This window comes from Arthrobacter sp. AD-310 (genome assembly GCF_054656615.1).
Genome location: NZ_BAAHNO010000049.1, coordinates 1 through 13,565, shown reverse-complemented (window position 1 = coordinate 13,565; position 13,565 = coordinate 1). Strand labels below are relative to the sequence as shown.

General features: G+C 66.8%; 14 protein-coding genes. 12 read left to right on the top strand and 2 right to left on the bottom strand.

Features of this window, described 5'->3' with window-relative positions; translation table 11 throughout:
* Position 1: 1 nt before the first annotated feature.
* The 10 genes from ACYQ1Z_RS19895 (at position 2) to ACYQ1Z_RS19850 (ending at position 8,327) form a co-directional block, all read left to right on the top strand.
* Entirely contained in the window at positions 2-937 is a 936-nt protein-coding gene (locus ACYQ1Z_RS19895) for an ABC transporter permease (RefSeq protein WP_459794273.1), read from the top strand.
* Positions 934-1,866, top strand: coding sequence for an ABC transporter permease (locus tag ACYQ1Z_RS19890; RefSeq protein ID WP_459794272.1), 933 nt, complete (start codon positions 934-936; stop codon positions 1,864-1,866). Before ACYQ1Z_RS19895 ends, ACYQ1Z_RS19890 begins: the two co-directional genes overlap by 4 nt.
* A 2-nt stretch (positions 1,867-1,868) precedes the next feature.
* Entirely contained in the window at positions 1,869-2,786 is a 918-nt protein-coding gene (locus tag ACYQ1Z_RS19885; RefSeq protein WP_459794271.1) for an ABC transporter ATP-binding protein, read from the top strand.
* Positions 2,783-3,610, top strand: coding sequence for an ATP-binding cassette domain-containing protein (locus tag ACYQ1Z_RS19880; protein WP_459794270.1), 828 nt, complete (start codon positions 2,783-2,785; stop codon positions 3,608-3,610). The genes ACYQ1Z_RS19885 and ACYQ1Z_RS19880 overlap by 4 nt, the downstream gene beginning before the upstream one ends.
* Before the next feature lie 35 nt (positions 3,611-3,645).
* The gene (locus ACYQ1Z_RS19875) at positions 3,646-4,635 is read left to right on the top strand and encodes an aldo/keto reductase (RefSeq protein WP_459794269.1); all 990 of its coding nucleotides are present in this window, start codon (positions 3,646-3,648) and stop codon (positions 4,633-4,635) included.
* 35 nt (positions 4,636-4,670) lie between these two features.
* Positions 4,671-5,459, top strand: coding sequence for an HpcH/HpaI aldolase family protein (locus ACYQ1Z_RS19870; RefSeq protein ID WP_459794268.1), 789 nt, complete (start codon positions 4,671-4,673; stop codon positions 5,457-5,459).
* Positions 5,460-5,463: 4 nt separating this feature from the next.
* Positions 5,464-6,705 (top strand): sialidase family protein, encoded by a 1,242-nt coding sequence (locus ACYQ1Z_RS19865; RefSeq protein WP_459794267.1) that lies wholly within the window; start codon positions 5,464-5,466, stop codon positions 6,703-6,705.
* On the top strand, positions 6,702-7,376 hold the full coding sequence (locus ACYQ1Z_RS19860) for an SDR family NAD(P)-dependent oxidoreductase (protein WP_459794266.1): 675 nt from the start codon (positions 6,702-6,704) through the stop codon (positions 7,374-7,376). Before ACYQ1Z_RS19865 ends, ACYQ1Z_RS19860 begins: the two co-directional genes overlap by 4 nt.
* Before the next feature lie 278 nt (positions 7,377-7,654).
* Positions 7,655-7,918, top strand: a complete 264-nt coding sequence (locus tag ACYQ1Z_RS19855) for a hypothetical protein (protein ID WP_459794265.1) — start codon at positions 7,655-7,657, stop codon at positions 7,916-7,918.
* Positions 7,919-8,123: 205 nt separating this feature from the next.
* The gene (locus ACYQ1Z_RS19850; RefSeq protein ID WP_459794264.1) at positions 8,124-8,327 is read left to right on the top strand and encodes a cold-shock protein; all 204 of its coding nucleotides are present in this window, start codon (positions 8,124-8,126) and stop codon (positions 8,325-8,327) included.
* Positions 8,328-8,671: 344 nt separating this feature from the next.
* Here the strand turns inward: ACYQ1Z_RS19850 and ctaD are convergent, their stop codons facing one another.
* Positions 8,672-10,420 (bottom strand): aa3-type cytochrome oxidase subunit I, encoded by a 1,749-nt coding sequence (ctaD, locus tag ACYQ1Z_RS19845; RefSeq protein WP_459794288.1) that lies wholly within the window; start codon positions 10,418-10,420, stop codon positions 8,672-8,674.
* A 125-nt stretch (positions 10,421-10,545) separates the two neighbouring features.
* Entirely contained in the window at positions 10,546-11,283 is a 738-nt protein-coding gene (locus ACYQ1Z_RS19840) for a FadR/GntR family transcriptional regulator (protein WP_459794263.1), read from the bottom strand.
* A gap of 188 nt (positions 11,284-11,471) precedes the next feature.
* Between ACYQ1Z_RS19840 and ACYQ1Z_RS19835 the strand changes: the two genes are divergently transcribed.
* Together ACYQ1Z_RS19835 and ACYQ1Z_RS19830 are read left to right on the top strand one after the other, a co-directional pair.
* Positions 11,472-12,017 carry a gluconokinase gene (locus ACYQ1Z_RS19835; protein ID WP_459794262.1) on the top strand — a complete coding sequence of 182 codons (546 nt, stop codon included), beginning with the start codon at positions 11,472-11,474 and terminating at the stop codon, positions 12,015-12,017.
* Positions 12,018-12,069: 52 nt separating this feature from the next.
* Complete coding sequence (locus ACYQ1Z_RS19830; protein ID WP_459794261.1) at positions 12,070-13,473, top strand: GntP family permease; 1,404 nt, start codon at positions 12,070-12,072, stop codon at positions 13,471-13,473.
* The last annotated feature ends 92 nt before the right edge of the window (positions 13,474-13,565 follow it).

Here is a 13,565-nt window from a genome sequence, read left to right as displayed (position 1 = left end):
CATGACGAACTACATCCTCAAGCGCGTGGGCCAGGGCCTGCTGACCGTGTTCCTCACGGTGTCCACAGTGTTCATCCTGATCCGCATGGCCCCCGGCGATCCCGCCGTGTCCTACGCCGGCCCCCTGGCCACCAACGAACAGCTCGAAGCAGTCCGGCAGCAGTTCGGCCTGGACAAGCCCGTCCTGGAGCAGTACTGGATCTTCATCCAGCAGCTGGTCACCGGCAACCTGGGCCAGTCGTACTCGTTCCAGGCCCCCGCCATGCAGGTGGTCTTCGAACGGATGCCGTACACCCTGACCCTGGCGACGTCGGCAATCCTGCTGACCGCCGTCGTCGCCATCCCGCTGGGTGTGTGGATGTCCCGCCGCCCGGACACCGGCCGCGAGTTCGGCGTCAACGTGCTCACCATCGCCGGGCAGTCCATGCCCGACTTCTGGACCGGCATCATGCTCCTCACCGGCTTCGCCGTGCTGATCCCGCTGTTCCCGGCCTCCGGGTTCGCCACCTGGGGCGGGCTGGTCCTCCCCACCGTCACCATCGCCATCCTGCAGATCGCCCTGATCTCCCGCATGGTCCGCCGCGAAATGACCAACAACCTGGCGGCCCCGTACCTCACGGTGGCCCGCTCCCGCGGCGTCACCAACTCCGCGCTCACCTGGCGCTACGCCATGGGCAACTCCGCCATCCCCGTCTTCACTGCCCTGGGCACCCGGTTCGCCGCGATGCTCAACGGCGTGGTCGTCGTCGAGGTCGTGTTTGCCTGGCCCGGCGTCGGCTCCCTGATCGTGCGGGCCCTCGAAACCCGCGACTACCCCCTCATCCAGGCAACGGTCCTCATCACCGCGCTGCTGGCCGTGGCTGTCCAGCTGCTCATCGACCTCGCCTACCCGCTCCTTGATCCCCGCGTTCGTCTTGGAAAGGCGGCAACAGCATGAGCCTCGACACCGCAACGCCTACCGGAGGTTCGTCACAGGCCCCGGCCCGGCAGCCCAGCCCCAGCGCCGTCACCAAGGCGGACATCGCCCGGGCAGGGGCCACCCGCCGTCGTAAATCAGCCCAGTGGAAGCTCATCATCGGCACCATCTGTACCCTGGCTGTGATCATCCCGATCATCCTGGCCCAGGTGCTCCCGCTGCCGGATGCGAACTTCCAGGACCTCGGTGCCCGGCGCCTGCCGCCGCTGACGGACGGGCACCTGTTCGGCACCGACCAGCTGGGCCGCGACCTGCTCTCCCGTGTGCTGCACGGCGGCCAGGTCTCGCTGACCATCGGCCTGCTGGCCGTCCTGGTCTCAGGCGCCATCGGCGTGATCCTCGGCGCGGCCGCCGGCTACTACGGCGGCTGGGTGGACACCATCGTCTCCCGCCTCCTCGAAGCCCAGATGTCCCTGCCGCTGCTGATGATGCTGCTGCTGGTGGTGGCCCTGTTCGGTCCGTCCATCCCGGTCATCACGTTCGTGATCGCCATCGCCCAATGGCCGGAAGTCGCCCGCCTCACCCGCTCCATGGTGCTGGTGGAACGCGAAAAGCCGTACGTCTCCGCCGCCCGGATCCTGGGCCTGCACAAGATCCAGATCCTGCTCCAGCACATCATCCCCAACGTCATCAAGCAGGCGACCCTGGTGGTGCTGCTCCTGCTGGCCCAGGCCGTGCTGCTCGAATCCGCGCTGTCCTTCCTGGGTGCCGGCCCGCAGCGGCCCTTCGCCACCTGGGGCCGGATCATCTCCGACGGCCAGGACTACATCACCACCTCCTGGTGGATGGTCACCCTGCCCGGCCTGGTGATCGTGCTCATGGTGGTGGGCGTCAACCTGCTGGGCGACGGCCTGCGCGACCGTCCCCGCCGCAAGAAGAAGGGTGCCTGATCATGGCTACGTTTACAGAACAGCCGCTGCTGGAGGTCCGCGACTTCCAGGTGGAGCTCATCACGGACACCGCCATCATCCGCGCCGTGGACTCCGTCAGCTTCAGCATCCACCGCGGCGAGACGGTCACCATCATCGGCGAGTCCGGTTCCGGCAAGTCGACGACGGCGATGGGCATCCTCCGCCTGCTGCCCGAGGACCTGGCGGTCCTGTCCGGCACCGTGGTGATTGACGGCGTTGACATCTCCGCCGACCCCAAGGCCATCAACAAGGTGCGCGGCAAGACCCTCGCCCTCATCCCGCAGGACCCGATGACGGCGCTGAGCCCCGTCCATTCCATCGGCAGCCAGCTGTTCGAGGCCATCCGGATCGCCGGCGCCGCGTCCGCCAAGGACAAGGGCGCGCTGCAGGCCCGGGCCGTGCGGCTGCTGGAGCAGGTGCACATCCCGACGCCGGAGAAGCAGCTGAAGAAGTACCCGCACCAGCTCTCCGGCGGCATGCTGCAGCGCGTGCTCATCGCGATCGCCCTGGCGTCCGAGCCGCAACTGCTGGTGGCGGACGAGCCGACCTCCGCCCTGGACGTCACGGTGCAGGCCGGCATCCTGGACCTGCTGCTGGAACTGCAGGAACAGCGCGGCATCGGCATCCTGATGATCACCCACGACCTCGGCGTCGCCCGGCTCATCTCGGACAGGATCCACGTGATGAAGGACGGCTCCTTCGTGGAGTCCGGCGAGGTCCAGCAGATTGTGGACCACCCCGCCACCGAGTACACGCAGAGCCTGCTGGCCGCCGTGCCGGTGCTGGGGGAGTGGGACGAAACGCCCGCCGCACCTTCTGCCCGGCACGCCGCCGCTGGCGGCGGCTCGTCCGCCGCCATCCCTGACCCAGCCCTCACCCAGACCGGAGCAAAGCCATGACGAAGCCGTTCCTCGCCGTCGACAACCTGGTGGTGGACTACCACGTGCCCGGCGGCACCTTCCGGGCCGTGGACGACGTCTCCTTCTCCGTGGACAAAGGCAAGACGATCGCCGTCGTGGGCGAATCCGGCTGCGGCAAGTCCACCGTGGCCAAGGCACTCATGCGGCTGGTCACCCCCACGAGCGGGAGCATCAGCCTTGACGGCACCGACATCGCGGCCATGAGCGAGGCCAAGCTCCGGCCGCTGCGCTCCAAGTTCCAGATGGTGTTCCAGGACCCGTACGGCTCGCTGGACCCGCACATGACCGCGCAGGAAATCGTGGCCGAACCGCTGAAGCTGCAGGGCATGCGGTCCAAGGCCGAACGGCATGCGGCGGCGGCCGAGCTGATCGACCAGGTGGGCCTGCCCGTCCGGTCCCTCGAGAAGCGGCCCGCCGAATTCTCCGGCGGCCAGCGCCAGCGCATCGGCATCGCCCGGGCGCTCGCGTCCAAGCCGGAACTGCTGGTCTGCGACGAGGCCACCAGCGCCCTGGACGTCTCCGTGCAGGCCCAGGTGCTGCGGCTGCTGAAGTCCATCCAGGACGAAACCGGCATCACCTACGTGTTCATCTCGCACAACCTGGGCGTGGTGCAGGAGATCAGCGATACCGTCATGGTGATGCAGCGCGGCAAGCTGGTGGAACTTGGCACTACGGAGTCCGTCCTGACCACCCCCAAGGAGGATTACACCCGCAAGCTCCGCCGCGCCGCCCTGGACCCCTCGACCATGACCGGGCTGAAGCCGCGGCACGTGGTCCGCTCCCTGGCCCTGGCAAACCAGTAGAACTCTTTCGCAACGCAACCACGAGGAATCAACACATGAGCACGCAGCCCGAAGGCTCCCAGGTGGACGGCCTGAAACTTCCCATCTCCCGGCTGGTCCTGGGCACCATGACGTTCGGCGACACCGCCGACGAAGCCACAGCCGGGCGCATGGTTGAGGAAGCACTCGACGCCGGCATCACCACCATCGACACCGCCAACGCCTACGTCGGCGGGGTCACCGAGGAGATGCTGGCCCGCCTCCTGAAGGGAAAGCGCGACGGCGTCATCCTGGCTTCCAAGGCCGGCATGCCGCACGCGGACCACGGCTCCAATGCACCGCTTTCAGCGGTTGGGTTGCGTGCCAGCGTCGAAGGCAGCCTCCGCCGCCTGAACGTGGATAGCATCGACCTGTTCTACCTGCACCAGCCGGACCGGGCCACGCCCCTTGCCTCGACGCTGTCCACGGTTGCCGAGCTGAAAGCCGAGGGGAAGATCGGTGCGCTGGGCGTCTCCAACTTCGCCGCCTGGCAGATTGCCGACGTCATCCACACGGCGCGTGAAGTCGGGGCGCCGCAGCCCGTCGTCGCACAGCAGCTCTACAACCTGGTCGCCCGCCGGCTCGAGGAGGAATACCTCGAGTTCTCCGCCACCCACAACGTGCACACCATGGTCTACAACCCACTGGGCGGCGGGCTGCTCACCGGCAAGCACAGCTTCGACGCCAAGCCCACCGAGGGCCGCTACGGCGACTCCAAGCTCGCCGCCATGTACACGCAGCGGTACTGGGACAAGCAGCTGTTCGACGCCATTGGCGAACTGTCCCGGATCGCCTCCGACGCCGGCATCCCGCTGGCCGAGCTGTCCCTCCGCTGGCTCGCCTACCGGGACGGGGTTGGGTCCATGCTGCTGGGCGGGTCCAAGGTGGAGCAGCTGCGCGCCAACATCGCCGCCGTGGCCAACGGACCGCTGCCGGCCGACGTCGTGGACGCCTGCGACGCCGTGGGCACCTCGCTGCGCGGCCCGATGCCCGCCTACAACCGCTGATTTCTCTTACTGAACCGACGAACTGAAGGACTCCGATGACCTCCGAACTGGCCCAAGAATTCGCCCGCAAGATCCGCGCCCGTGAGCAGGCGGTGGGCTACTGGGCGGTGCTGGACGCGCCTGTGGCCACCGAACGCATCGGCCGCCTGGGCTACGACTACGTCGCATTGGACGCCCAGCACGGCCTGCTCGGGTACTCGGGCGTGCTCAACGGGCTGATGGCCATCGACGCTGGGCACACCGCCGTCGGCATGGTCCGGGTGGAGGCCAACGACTTCACCGCGATCGGCAAGGCGCTCGACGCCGGGGCCGTCGGCGTCATCGTCCCGCTGATCAACAACGCCGACGACGCCGCCGCGGCCGTGGCGGCCGCAAAGTACCCGCCGATGGGCGGCCGCTCCTACGGCCCCATGCGGTCGGCCCTGCGGATCGGCCCGAAGCCGGCCGACGCCAACGGGACCACCCTGGTGTTCGCGATGATCGAGACCCCGGAAGGCCTGGCCAACGTCAAGGAAATCTGCGCCACCCCGGGCCTGGACGGCATCTATGTCGGGCCCTCTGACCTGTCCATCGCCGTGGGTGGGGCGTTCCCCGGCGACCCGCAGGTGGAGGCCGAGTTCAATGCCGCGCTGGAGACCATCGCCGAGGCCGCCGCCTCCGCGGGGATCGCCGCCGGCATCCACACCCCCGCCGGGACCGTGGCCCACCAGCGCCTGAAGCAGGGCTACACGTTCACCACCATCGCCTCGGACCTGACGCACCTGGAACAGATCGCCAAGTCCCACCTCGACGCCGCTACGGCTCCCGCTACTTCCAAGGACTAATCCGATGACGAACACCACCACCGACGAGTACAGCACCATCACCCCGGACGGGGCAGTGAAGAAGGCCGACGGCGCCGACTTCGCCTACCTGCCCGCACCCACCGTGCAGAGCCACGCCGCCAACCTGCTCACCCTCCCGGACGGCCGGCTGGGCTGCGTCTGGTTCGGCGGCACCCAGGAAGGCGTGCCGGACATCTCCATCTGGTTCTCCGCCCTGGAACCGGGCAGCAGCCAGTGGTCATCACCGGAGCAGCTTTCGGACGACTCCACCCGCTCCGAGCAGAACCCCATCCTGTTCACGAACATTGACGGCACCCTCTGGCTTCTCTATACCGCGCAGAAGGCGGGCAACCAGGACACGGCCGAGGTCCGCCGTCGCATTTCCACTGACAGCGGCCGTACCTGGGGCGACGTGGAGACGCTGTTTCCCGCGAACGAAACCGGCGGCGTGTTCGTCCGCCAGCTGCCGGTTGCCCTGCCGTCCGGCCGGCTGATCATCCCGATTTTCCGCTGCATCACCACCCCGGGGGAGAAATGGGTCGGCAACAGCGACGACAGCGCCGTGATGATCTCTGACGACGGCGGTGCTACCTGGACCGAGCACGTCCTGCCCGGCAGCCTGGGCTGCGTCCACATGAACATCCAGCCCGTGGCCGACGGCTCCCTGCTGGCCCTGTTCCGCAGCCGCTGGGCCGACTCGATCTACGAATCCCGCTCCACCGACGACGGCTCAACTTGGAGCGAGCCCGTCCCCACCGGGCTGCCCAACAACAACTCCTCCATCCAGTTTGTGGCCCTCGCCGACGGCCGCCTGGCCCTGGTGTACAACCACAGCCGGGCGGGGGAGGGCACCGAACGCCGCCTCTCGCTCTACGACGAGATCGACGACGACGGCCTGGCGGAGGAGCAGGGCGTCGCCGAGCCGGACGCCTCGGCTTTCTCCGAGGACGACGGCGTCAAGCGCGCCTTCTGGGGCACGCCGCGCTCGCCGATGACCCTGGCCATCTCCGAGGACTCCGGCCGGACCTGGCCCATCCGCCGGAACCTGGACGTGGGGGACGGGTACTGCCTGTCCAACAACTCCCGTGACGGGCTCAACCGCGAATACTCCTACCCGTCCATCCACCAGGGCCCGGACGGCGCGCTGAACATCGCCTACACCTATTTCCGGCAGGCCATCAAGTTCGTCCGGGTTGACCCGCAGTGGGCCTACGAGGGAACCACCACTCCCGGCGGGGACGCATGACCAAGCACGCGGTGGTCACCGGCACCAGCTCGGGCATCGGCAAGGCGATCGCCTCGAAGCTGCTGGCCGACGGCTGGAAGGTCACCGGGCTGAGCCGCACCGAGTCCTCTCTGGAGGGGAAGTTCCAGTGGCTGCAGGCCGACCTGTCACAGCCGGAGTCCCTGGCTGCACTGGTCTCTTCGCTCGAGCCGACGGATGCCCTGGTGCACGCCGCGGGCTTCCAGCGGACTGCCCACCTGGGGTCCCTTGACCCGTCCGCGTTATCCGGCATGTTCACTGTCCACGTGGCGGCGGCGTCCGTGCTGGCCAACGCGCTGGTGCCCACCATGCCCGACGGCGGCCGGATCGTCCTGCTGGGCAGCCGCACCTCCACGGGGATGCCGGGCAAGAGCCACTACGCAGCGACGAAGGCCGCCCTGATGGGGCTGGGGCGGACGTGGGCGCAGGAGCTGGCACCGCGCGGGATCACGGTGAACGTGCTCTCCCCGGGACCGACCGACACCCCGATGCTGAACGACCCCGGCCGCGCCGCCACCCCGGTGAAGCTGCCAGCCTTGGGTGCCCTGGTGGACCCGGAGGACGTGGCCGCCCTGGCCGCGTTCCTCCTGGGCCCGCACGGCAAGTCGATCACCGGCCAGAACTACGTCATCTGCGGCGGCGCCTCCCTCTAGTAACGCCCCCGACGCCCTATCACTTACGGCCGGGCTTCCCGGGGCGCGCCATCACTTACAGCCGTGTATCCCGGGACGCGCCATCACTTACAGCCGTGTATCCCGGGGCGCGCCATCACTTGTTGGTAGTCCGGGCATTGGGGAGCATTGGGGACCTTTGCCTCTTCGGCCTGCGGCCCAGCCACGTCAGACTGAAAAAGGAGAATGGCAACCCTGGGAGGTGGCTGGCCGTGGCTCAATGGGACCTGGGAATCACAGGTCTGGCACTGCTTACTGGCATGTCCTTAGTCTTTGGCCTGCTTGCGCACCTGATCGTCGGCAGGGGAGTGGCGCGCTGGCTCTGGCTGTACGCGGCCGCCGCCTACCTGATCTCAGGCATCCTGGTCAGCGAGGTCTGGTTCGGCTGGGCGACGGAGGAAGAGCTGCAGCCCAACATCGACGGGCTGTCCTTCGATGAAGTGCAGCTCGTGACACTCGCCGGCCTTGTCGCGGCGGTGGCTGCACGGCTTGTGCTTGGGAGGAAGAGGAGAATCGCCCGCTGATTCGGGCAGCAGGTAATGGTGTGGTAGGAGCCACCCGCAATCTCCTGTAGTGTTGGAACCGTTGTTGTGTTTATGCAGTTGGTAGTTCAGGCAGTACGCGCGGTCGAAAGTCCGTGTCTTTCTGAAGTAGCGGTTTTTTGAACACCCCACACCGGAGGGCCCGAAAGTCGGGATAATCCCTCCACCTTCACGAAGGACAAAAATTATGGCTACCGGTACCGTCAAGTGGTTCAACGCTGAAAAGGGCTTCGGCTTCATCTCCCCGGACGACTCCTCGCAGGACGTTTTCGCGCACTACTCCGCGATCAACTCCTCCGGCTTCCGCTCCCTCGAAGAGAACCAGAAGGTTTCCTTCGACACCGAGCAGGGCCCCAAGGGTCCCCAGGCCACCAACATCGTTGCTCTCTAATTTCCTGAGTTCAGCGACCTAAAGGTCTCTTTGAAGCAGGGCTTGCCTACGGCAGGCCCTGCTTTTTGTTAACCCGTATGTGCTACCCACCGGCGGCGGCACAAACGGCATAGGGAGCGCAGGAACGGCGGCAGCGAGCGGCACCAACCCGGCTCTTTCAACCCAACCAGCCACAGGCAACGGGATGGGAGTTCCTGCTGCCCCCCTACTGGCAGTACCACCTTTGGACTGCCCGGAGTCGCAGCAGCGGCCCTGGCCCGCATAACCGGTGCTGCGCACCACCGCTTATGTGGGCCAGGGCCGCTCAACCGATTGACCCAGGGCCCGGGAGAGGAACCGCCGTGTCACTCGTCCGGGCGGGGGCTGCGGACGTCCTTCTCGCCGATGTCGGCTGCGCCCAGGGCGGCAGCGGCCGCGCTGTGCGTGGTTTCATGTTCGCGGACCCGCAACTCGGGGTGGTGCAGGTCCAGGGCCGGGCGCTCGGAGCGGATCCGGGGGAGCGACGTGAAGTTGTGGCGCGGCGGCGGGCAGGATGTTGCCCACTCAAGGGAGGCGCCGAAGCCCCACGGATCGTCCACCGTGACCGTGTTCTTGCTGCGCCAGGTGATGTAGACGTTCCAGAAGAACGGGATCAGCGAGGCGCCGAGGAGCATGGAGGAGATGGTGGAGAACTGGTTCATCCAGGTGAAGTTGTCCTCCACGAGGTAGTCGGCGTACCGGCGGGGCATGCCTTCAACACCCAGCCAGTGCTGGATCAGGAACGTGCCGTGGAAACCCAGGAACAGCATCCAGAAGTGGATCTTTCCCAGTCGCTCGTTGAGCATCTTCCCTGTGAACTTGGGCCACCAGAAGTAGAAGCCCGCGAACATCGCGAACACCACCGTGCCGAACACGACGTAGTGGAAGTGCGCCACCACGAAGTAGGAGTCGGAGACGTGGAAGTCCAGCGGCGGGGAAGCCAGGATGATGCCGGTCAGGCCGCCGAAAAGGAAGGTAGCCATAAAGCCGATGCTCCACAGCATGGGCGTCTCGAACGTCAGCGAGCCGCGCCACATCGTGCCGATCCAGTTGAAGAACTTCACACCGGTGGGCACCGCGATGAGCATGGTCATAAACGCGAAGAACGGCAGCAGCACCGATCCGGTGACGTACATGTGGTGCGCCCATACCGTCATGGACAGCGCGGCGATGGCGATCGTCGCGTACACCAGGCCCTTGTAACCGAAGATCGGTTTCCGGCTGAAGACCGGGAAGATCTCCGAGACGATGCCGAAGAACGGCAGCGCGATGATGTACACCTCGGGGTGGCCGAAGAACCAGAACAGGTGCTGCCACAGGATGGCACCACCGTTTTCCGGATCGTAGATGTGCGCACCGAATCTCCGGTCCGCACCCAATGCGAACAGTGCCGCTGCGAGCGGCGGGAACGCCATGATCACCAGGACCGCCGTGACCAGCGTGTTCCAGGTGAAGATCGGCATCCGCCACATCGTCAGGCCGGGGGCGCGCATGCAGATGATGGTGGTGATGAAGTTGACCGCACCCAGGATGGTGCCGAAACCGGACAGCGCCAGGCCAAAGACCCACAGGTCGCCACCGATCCCGGGGCTGAACGTAGTGTCGGACAGCGGCGCGTACGCGAACCAGCCAAACGACGCCGCACCCTGCGGGGTGATGAAGCCAGAGATCGCGATGGTGGAGCCGAACAGGAAGAACCAGTACGCCAGCGCGTTCAGCCGGGGGAACGCCACATCCGGCGCGCCGATCTGCAGCGGCATGATCACGTTCGCGAACCCGGCAAACAGCGGGGTGGCGAACATCAGCAGCATGACAATGCCGTGCATGGTGAACAACTGGTTGTACTGTTCCTTGGTCTGCAGGATCTGCATGCCCGGCTGGAACAGTTCGGCGCGGATCAGCAGCGCCATCACGCCGCCCAGGCAGAAGAAGATAAAGGACGTGATCAGGTACAGGTACCCGATGGTCTTATGGTCCGTGGTGGTGATCCAGTTGACCACCAGGCGCCCTTTGCGCCGTGGAACCACTGCAGGCGCAGCCACGGATCCTGTTGGTGTTTGTCCGGTGATGGCCATCTTCCACCCCACACACTTTTCCTGCTAGGCGCGGCGGGGCCCACTGCATGAGTCCCTACTTTGAAAGGCTACTCAGGATGGCGTTGTCCGGGAAGAGTGCACAGGCGATGGCACACCTCGACGGCCTAGCCGGGAAGGCCCATCGCCTCGCGCACCTCATCCAGGATGTGGTGCATCGCCCGTTCAGCCACCACCGTATCGCCACCGGCCACGGCGGCGGCAACGTCCTCGTGCGCCTGCAGGGCCTCGTCCCGCGGCTTGAACGGCATCAGCCCCTGCCGGGTGCGGCTGGTCAGCACCTCTGCCACCATGCCCTCCAGCGCCCGGAACATTTCGTTGCCGCAGCTGCGGAGCAGCAGCTGGTGGAATTCAATATCCACCGCCAGGAACGCCTGCAGGTCACCGGCTTCACCCAGCCGGCGCAGCTCCGCCGCGAGTGCCACAAGCTGTGCACGTTCCGCCGCGCTCGCCCGCCGGGCGGCACCGGCCGCGGCAATGGGTTCGACGGCGATGCGCAGCTCGGTCAGGCTGCTGTACTGCTCCGCGCGGCGTTCGGAGGCCAGGCGCCAACGCACCAGCTTGGGGTCGTACACGTTCCACAGCGCCGGGTCCTGCACCACGATACCCACGCGCCGGCGGGAGTAGACCAGGTTCATCGACTCGAGGACCTTCATGGTGTCGCGGGCAACGGTCCGCGAGATGCCGTATTCCTGCTGGAGGCCTTCAAGGGTAAGCCGGCTGCCGGGGGCAAGTTCAAACGAGGCGATGGCTATGCCGACCGCCTCCAGGACCCGCTCATGCATGGCAGGTGAGCCCCCGCCCTCGTGCGCATCATCTGCGTCCGCCAGTGTCGCCGTCGACATTTTTTTGCCCCTCTCCGCGCCGCAGCGCCCCTACAGAATAGCGAAAAAAGACGGAAAGGTATGACTTGTGACACGGAAAGATAGTATCTATCTGCCAAAAAGGTGATACCTTATGGCGTAGCCCACTTCACCGCGGGCTCGCAGTGAGCTTCTTCGAAAGCCAAAGACGTCTTCTCCGGAGGTATGACATGCAGTATCCAGCCACGCATCTGGTGGTCATGGGCGTTGCCGGGTCCGGCAAATCCACCCTGGCAGCGGCGCTGTCCAAGCGGCTCGGCTGGGCCTGCGCGGAGGCGGACGAATTCCACCCGCAGGCCAACATCGACAAGATGAGCCAGGGCATCCCCCTCCAGGACGAGGACCGCTGGCCGTGGCTGGAGGAGATCCAGGCCTGGATGACCGACCGCGCCCGGGCCGGGGAAAGCACCGTCCTGACCTGCTCGGCACTGAAGAAGAGCTACCGCCAATTGCTCTCCCAAGCCCAGGGGCGCGTCATCTTCCTGCACCTCGACGGCGGCGCGGACCTGATCGGGCAGCGCATGCAGGGCCGCGAGGGCCACTTCATGCCGCCCACACTGCTGCCCAGCCAGCTGGCCACCCTCGAGGCGCTCAGCCAGGAGGAGCTCGACGCCGGGAGCCTCCGCCTCGACATCTCGCAGACACCGGAGCAGCTGGTCGCCGCCGTCGTGCAGGCCCTGGACCTTCCGGCGGGCAAGGCGCCCTGCGCTTCCTAAGCCCCTCAACCCCAAAACCCCAACCAACACAGTTCTGTTTCAAAGGAGAACCATGACCATCGAAGGATGGACCCAGACGCTGGGAGCAGGCCCCCTGCTGCTCATCGCCGCAGCGGCGATCGTCGTCCTGCTGTTCCTCATCATCAAGCTGCGTGTGCACGCGCTGATCGCCCTGATCCTGGTCAGCCTCGGCACGGCCTTCGCCACCGGCATCCCCGCCAACCAGGTGGTCCCGGTGCTGATCAACGGCTTCGGCACCACGCTTGGCACCGTTGCGCTCCTCGTTGGCCTGGGCGCCATGCTCGGCCGGATCGTCGAAACCAGCGGCGGCGCCAAGGTGCTCGCCGACTACCTCATCGGCGTCTTCGGTGAAAAGCGGGCCCCGTTCGCGCTGGGCCTGGCCTCGCTGATCTTCGGCTTCCCCATCTTCTTCGACGCCGGCCTGGTGGTCATGCTGCCCGTCGTCTTCGCCGTCGCGCACCGTTTGGGCGGAGGCGTGCTCCGCTACGGCCTGCCCGCCGCCGGCGCGTTCTCCGTCATGCACATCTTCCTGCCGCCGCACCCGGGTCCGGTCTCCGCGTCCGCGTTCTTCGACGCGAACGTCGGCCTGGTGACCATCGCCGGCCTGCTCGTCGCCATCCCCACCTGGTACGTCACCGCCTACCTGTACGGCCTCTACACCGGCAGGAAGCTGGTCCTGCCGGTGCCGGAACTGCTGGGCCACGCAACGGCCGACGCCGAGGCGCACCCGCCGCGGTTCCGCACCATCGTGGGGCTGCTGCTCCTGCCGCTGGTCCTGATCTTCATGAACACCGGGCTGAACACCCTGGCCACCTCCGGCGTGCTGTCCGAAGACGTGAAGAAGGAGCAGTGGTACCAGATCCTGCGCACCATCGGTGAAACCCCGGTGGCGCTGCTGATCGCCGTGCTGGTGGCCATGTTCGTCCTGGGTGCCAAGCGCGGCAAGGATTCCGGTGCCATCGAAAAGCTGCTCGAGTCCTCCCTGGGCCCGGTCTGCTCCGTCATCCTCATCACCGGCGCCGGCGGCATGTTCGGCGGCGTGCTCCGCACCTCCGGCATTGGCCAGGCCCTGGCCGACGTGCTGGGCAACCTGGGCATCCCGCTGATCCTGGCCGGCTTCCTGATCTCCTCGATCCTCCGTATCGCCCAAGGCTCCGCCACGGTGGCGCTGACCACCACCGCCGGCCTCATTGCTCCTGCGGTGGCAGACGCCGGGCTGAATGGGATGCAGGTGGCCGCGATGGTCCTGGCTGTTGCCGCCGGTTCCGTGGTGGTCTCACACGTCAACGACTCCGGCTTCTGGCTGGTGGGCCGCTTCTTCGGCATGGACGTCAAGACCACGCTGAAAACCTGGACCGTGATGGAAACCCTCATTGGTGTGATGGGCTTCGCCATCGCCGCCGTCATCTTCCTGGTGGCCGGCGTGGCCGGCTAGCTTTCCTCGAGTGAGTAGCGGGGGGGGGGGGGGGGGGGGGGGGGGGGGGGGGGGGGGGGGGGGGGGGGGGGGGGGGGGGGGGGGGGGGGGGG

Excerpts from the sequence above, each read along its gene's own strand:
- ACYQ1Z_RS19835 (WP_459794262.1), top strand. The coding sequence starts at position 11,472 with ATGCAGTATCCAGCCACGCATCTGGTGGTCATGGGCGTTGCCGGGTCC.
- ACYQ1Z_RS19850 (WP_459794264.1), top strand. The coding sequence starts at position 8,124 with ATGGCTACCGGTACCGTCAAGTGGTTCAACGCTGAAAAGGGCTTCGGC.
- ACYQ1Z_RS19860 (WP_459794266.1), top strand. The coding sequence starts at position 6,702 with ATGACCAAGCACGCGGTGGTCACCGGCACCAGCTCGGGCATCGGCAAG.
- ACYQ1Z_RS19870 (WP_459794268.1), top strand. The coding sequence starts at position 4,671 with ATGACCTCCGAACTGGCCCAAGAATTCGCCCGCAAGATCCGCGCCCGT.
- ACYQ1Z_RS19880 (WP_459794270.1), top strand. The coding sequence starts at position 2,783 with ATGACGAAGCCGTTCCTCGCCGTCGACAACCTGGTGGTGGACTACCAC.
- ACYQ1Z_RS19865 (WP_459794267.1), top strand. The coding sequence starts at position 5,464 with ATGACGAACACCACCACCGACGAGTACAGCACCATCACCCCGGACGGG.
- ACYQ1Z_RS19840 (WP_459794263.1), bottom strand. The coding sequence starts at position 11,283 with ATGTCGACGGCGACACTGGCGGACGCAGATGATGCGCACGAGGGCGGG.
- ACYQ1Z_RS19895 (WP_459794273.1), top strand. The coding sequence starts at position 2 with ATGACGAACTACATCCTCAAGCGCGTGGGCCAGGGCCTGCTGACCGTG.
- ACYQ1Z_RS19855 (WP_459794265.1), top strand. The coding sequence starts at position 7,655 with ATGTCCTTAGTCTTTGGCCTGCTTGCGCACCTGATCGTCGGCAGGGGA.
- ACYQ1Z_RS19875 (WP_459794269.1), top strand. The coding sequence starts at position 3,646 with ATGAGCACGCAGCCCGAAGGCTCCCAGGTGGACGGCCTGAAACTTCCC.
- ACYQ1Z_RS19890 (WP_459794272.1), top strand. The coding sequence starts at position 934 with ATGAGCCTCGACACCGCAACGCCTACCGGAGGTTCGTCACAGGCCCCG.
- ACYQ1Z_RS19830 (WP_459794261.1), top strand. The coding sequence starts at position 12,070 with ATGACCATCGAAGGATGGACCCAGACGCTGGGAGCAGGCCCCCTGCTG.
- ctaD (WP_459794288.1), bottom strand. The coding sequence starts at position 10,420 with ATGGCCATCACCGGACAAACACCAACAGGATCCGTGGCTGCGCCTGCA.
- ACYQ1Z_RS19885 (WP_459794271.1), top strand. The coding sequence starts at position 1,869 with ATGGCTACGTTTACAGAACAGCCGCTGCTGGAGGTCCGCGACTTCCAG.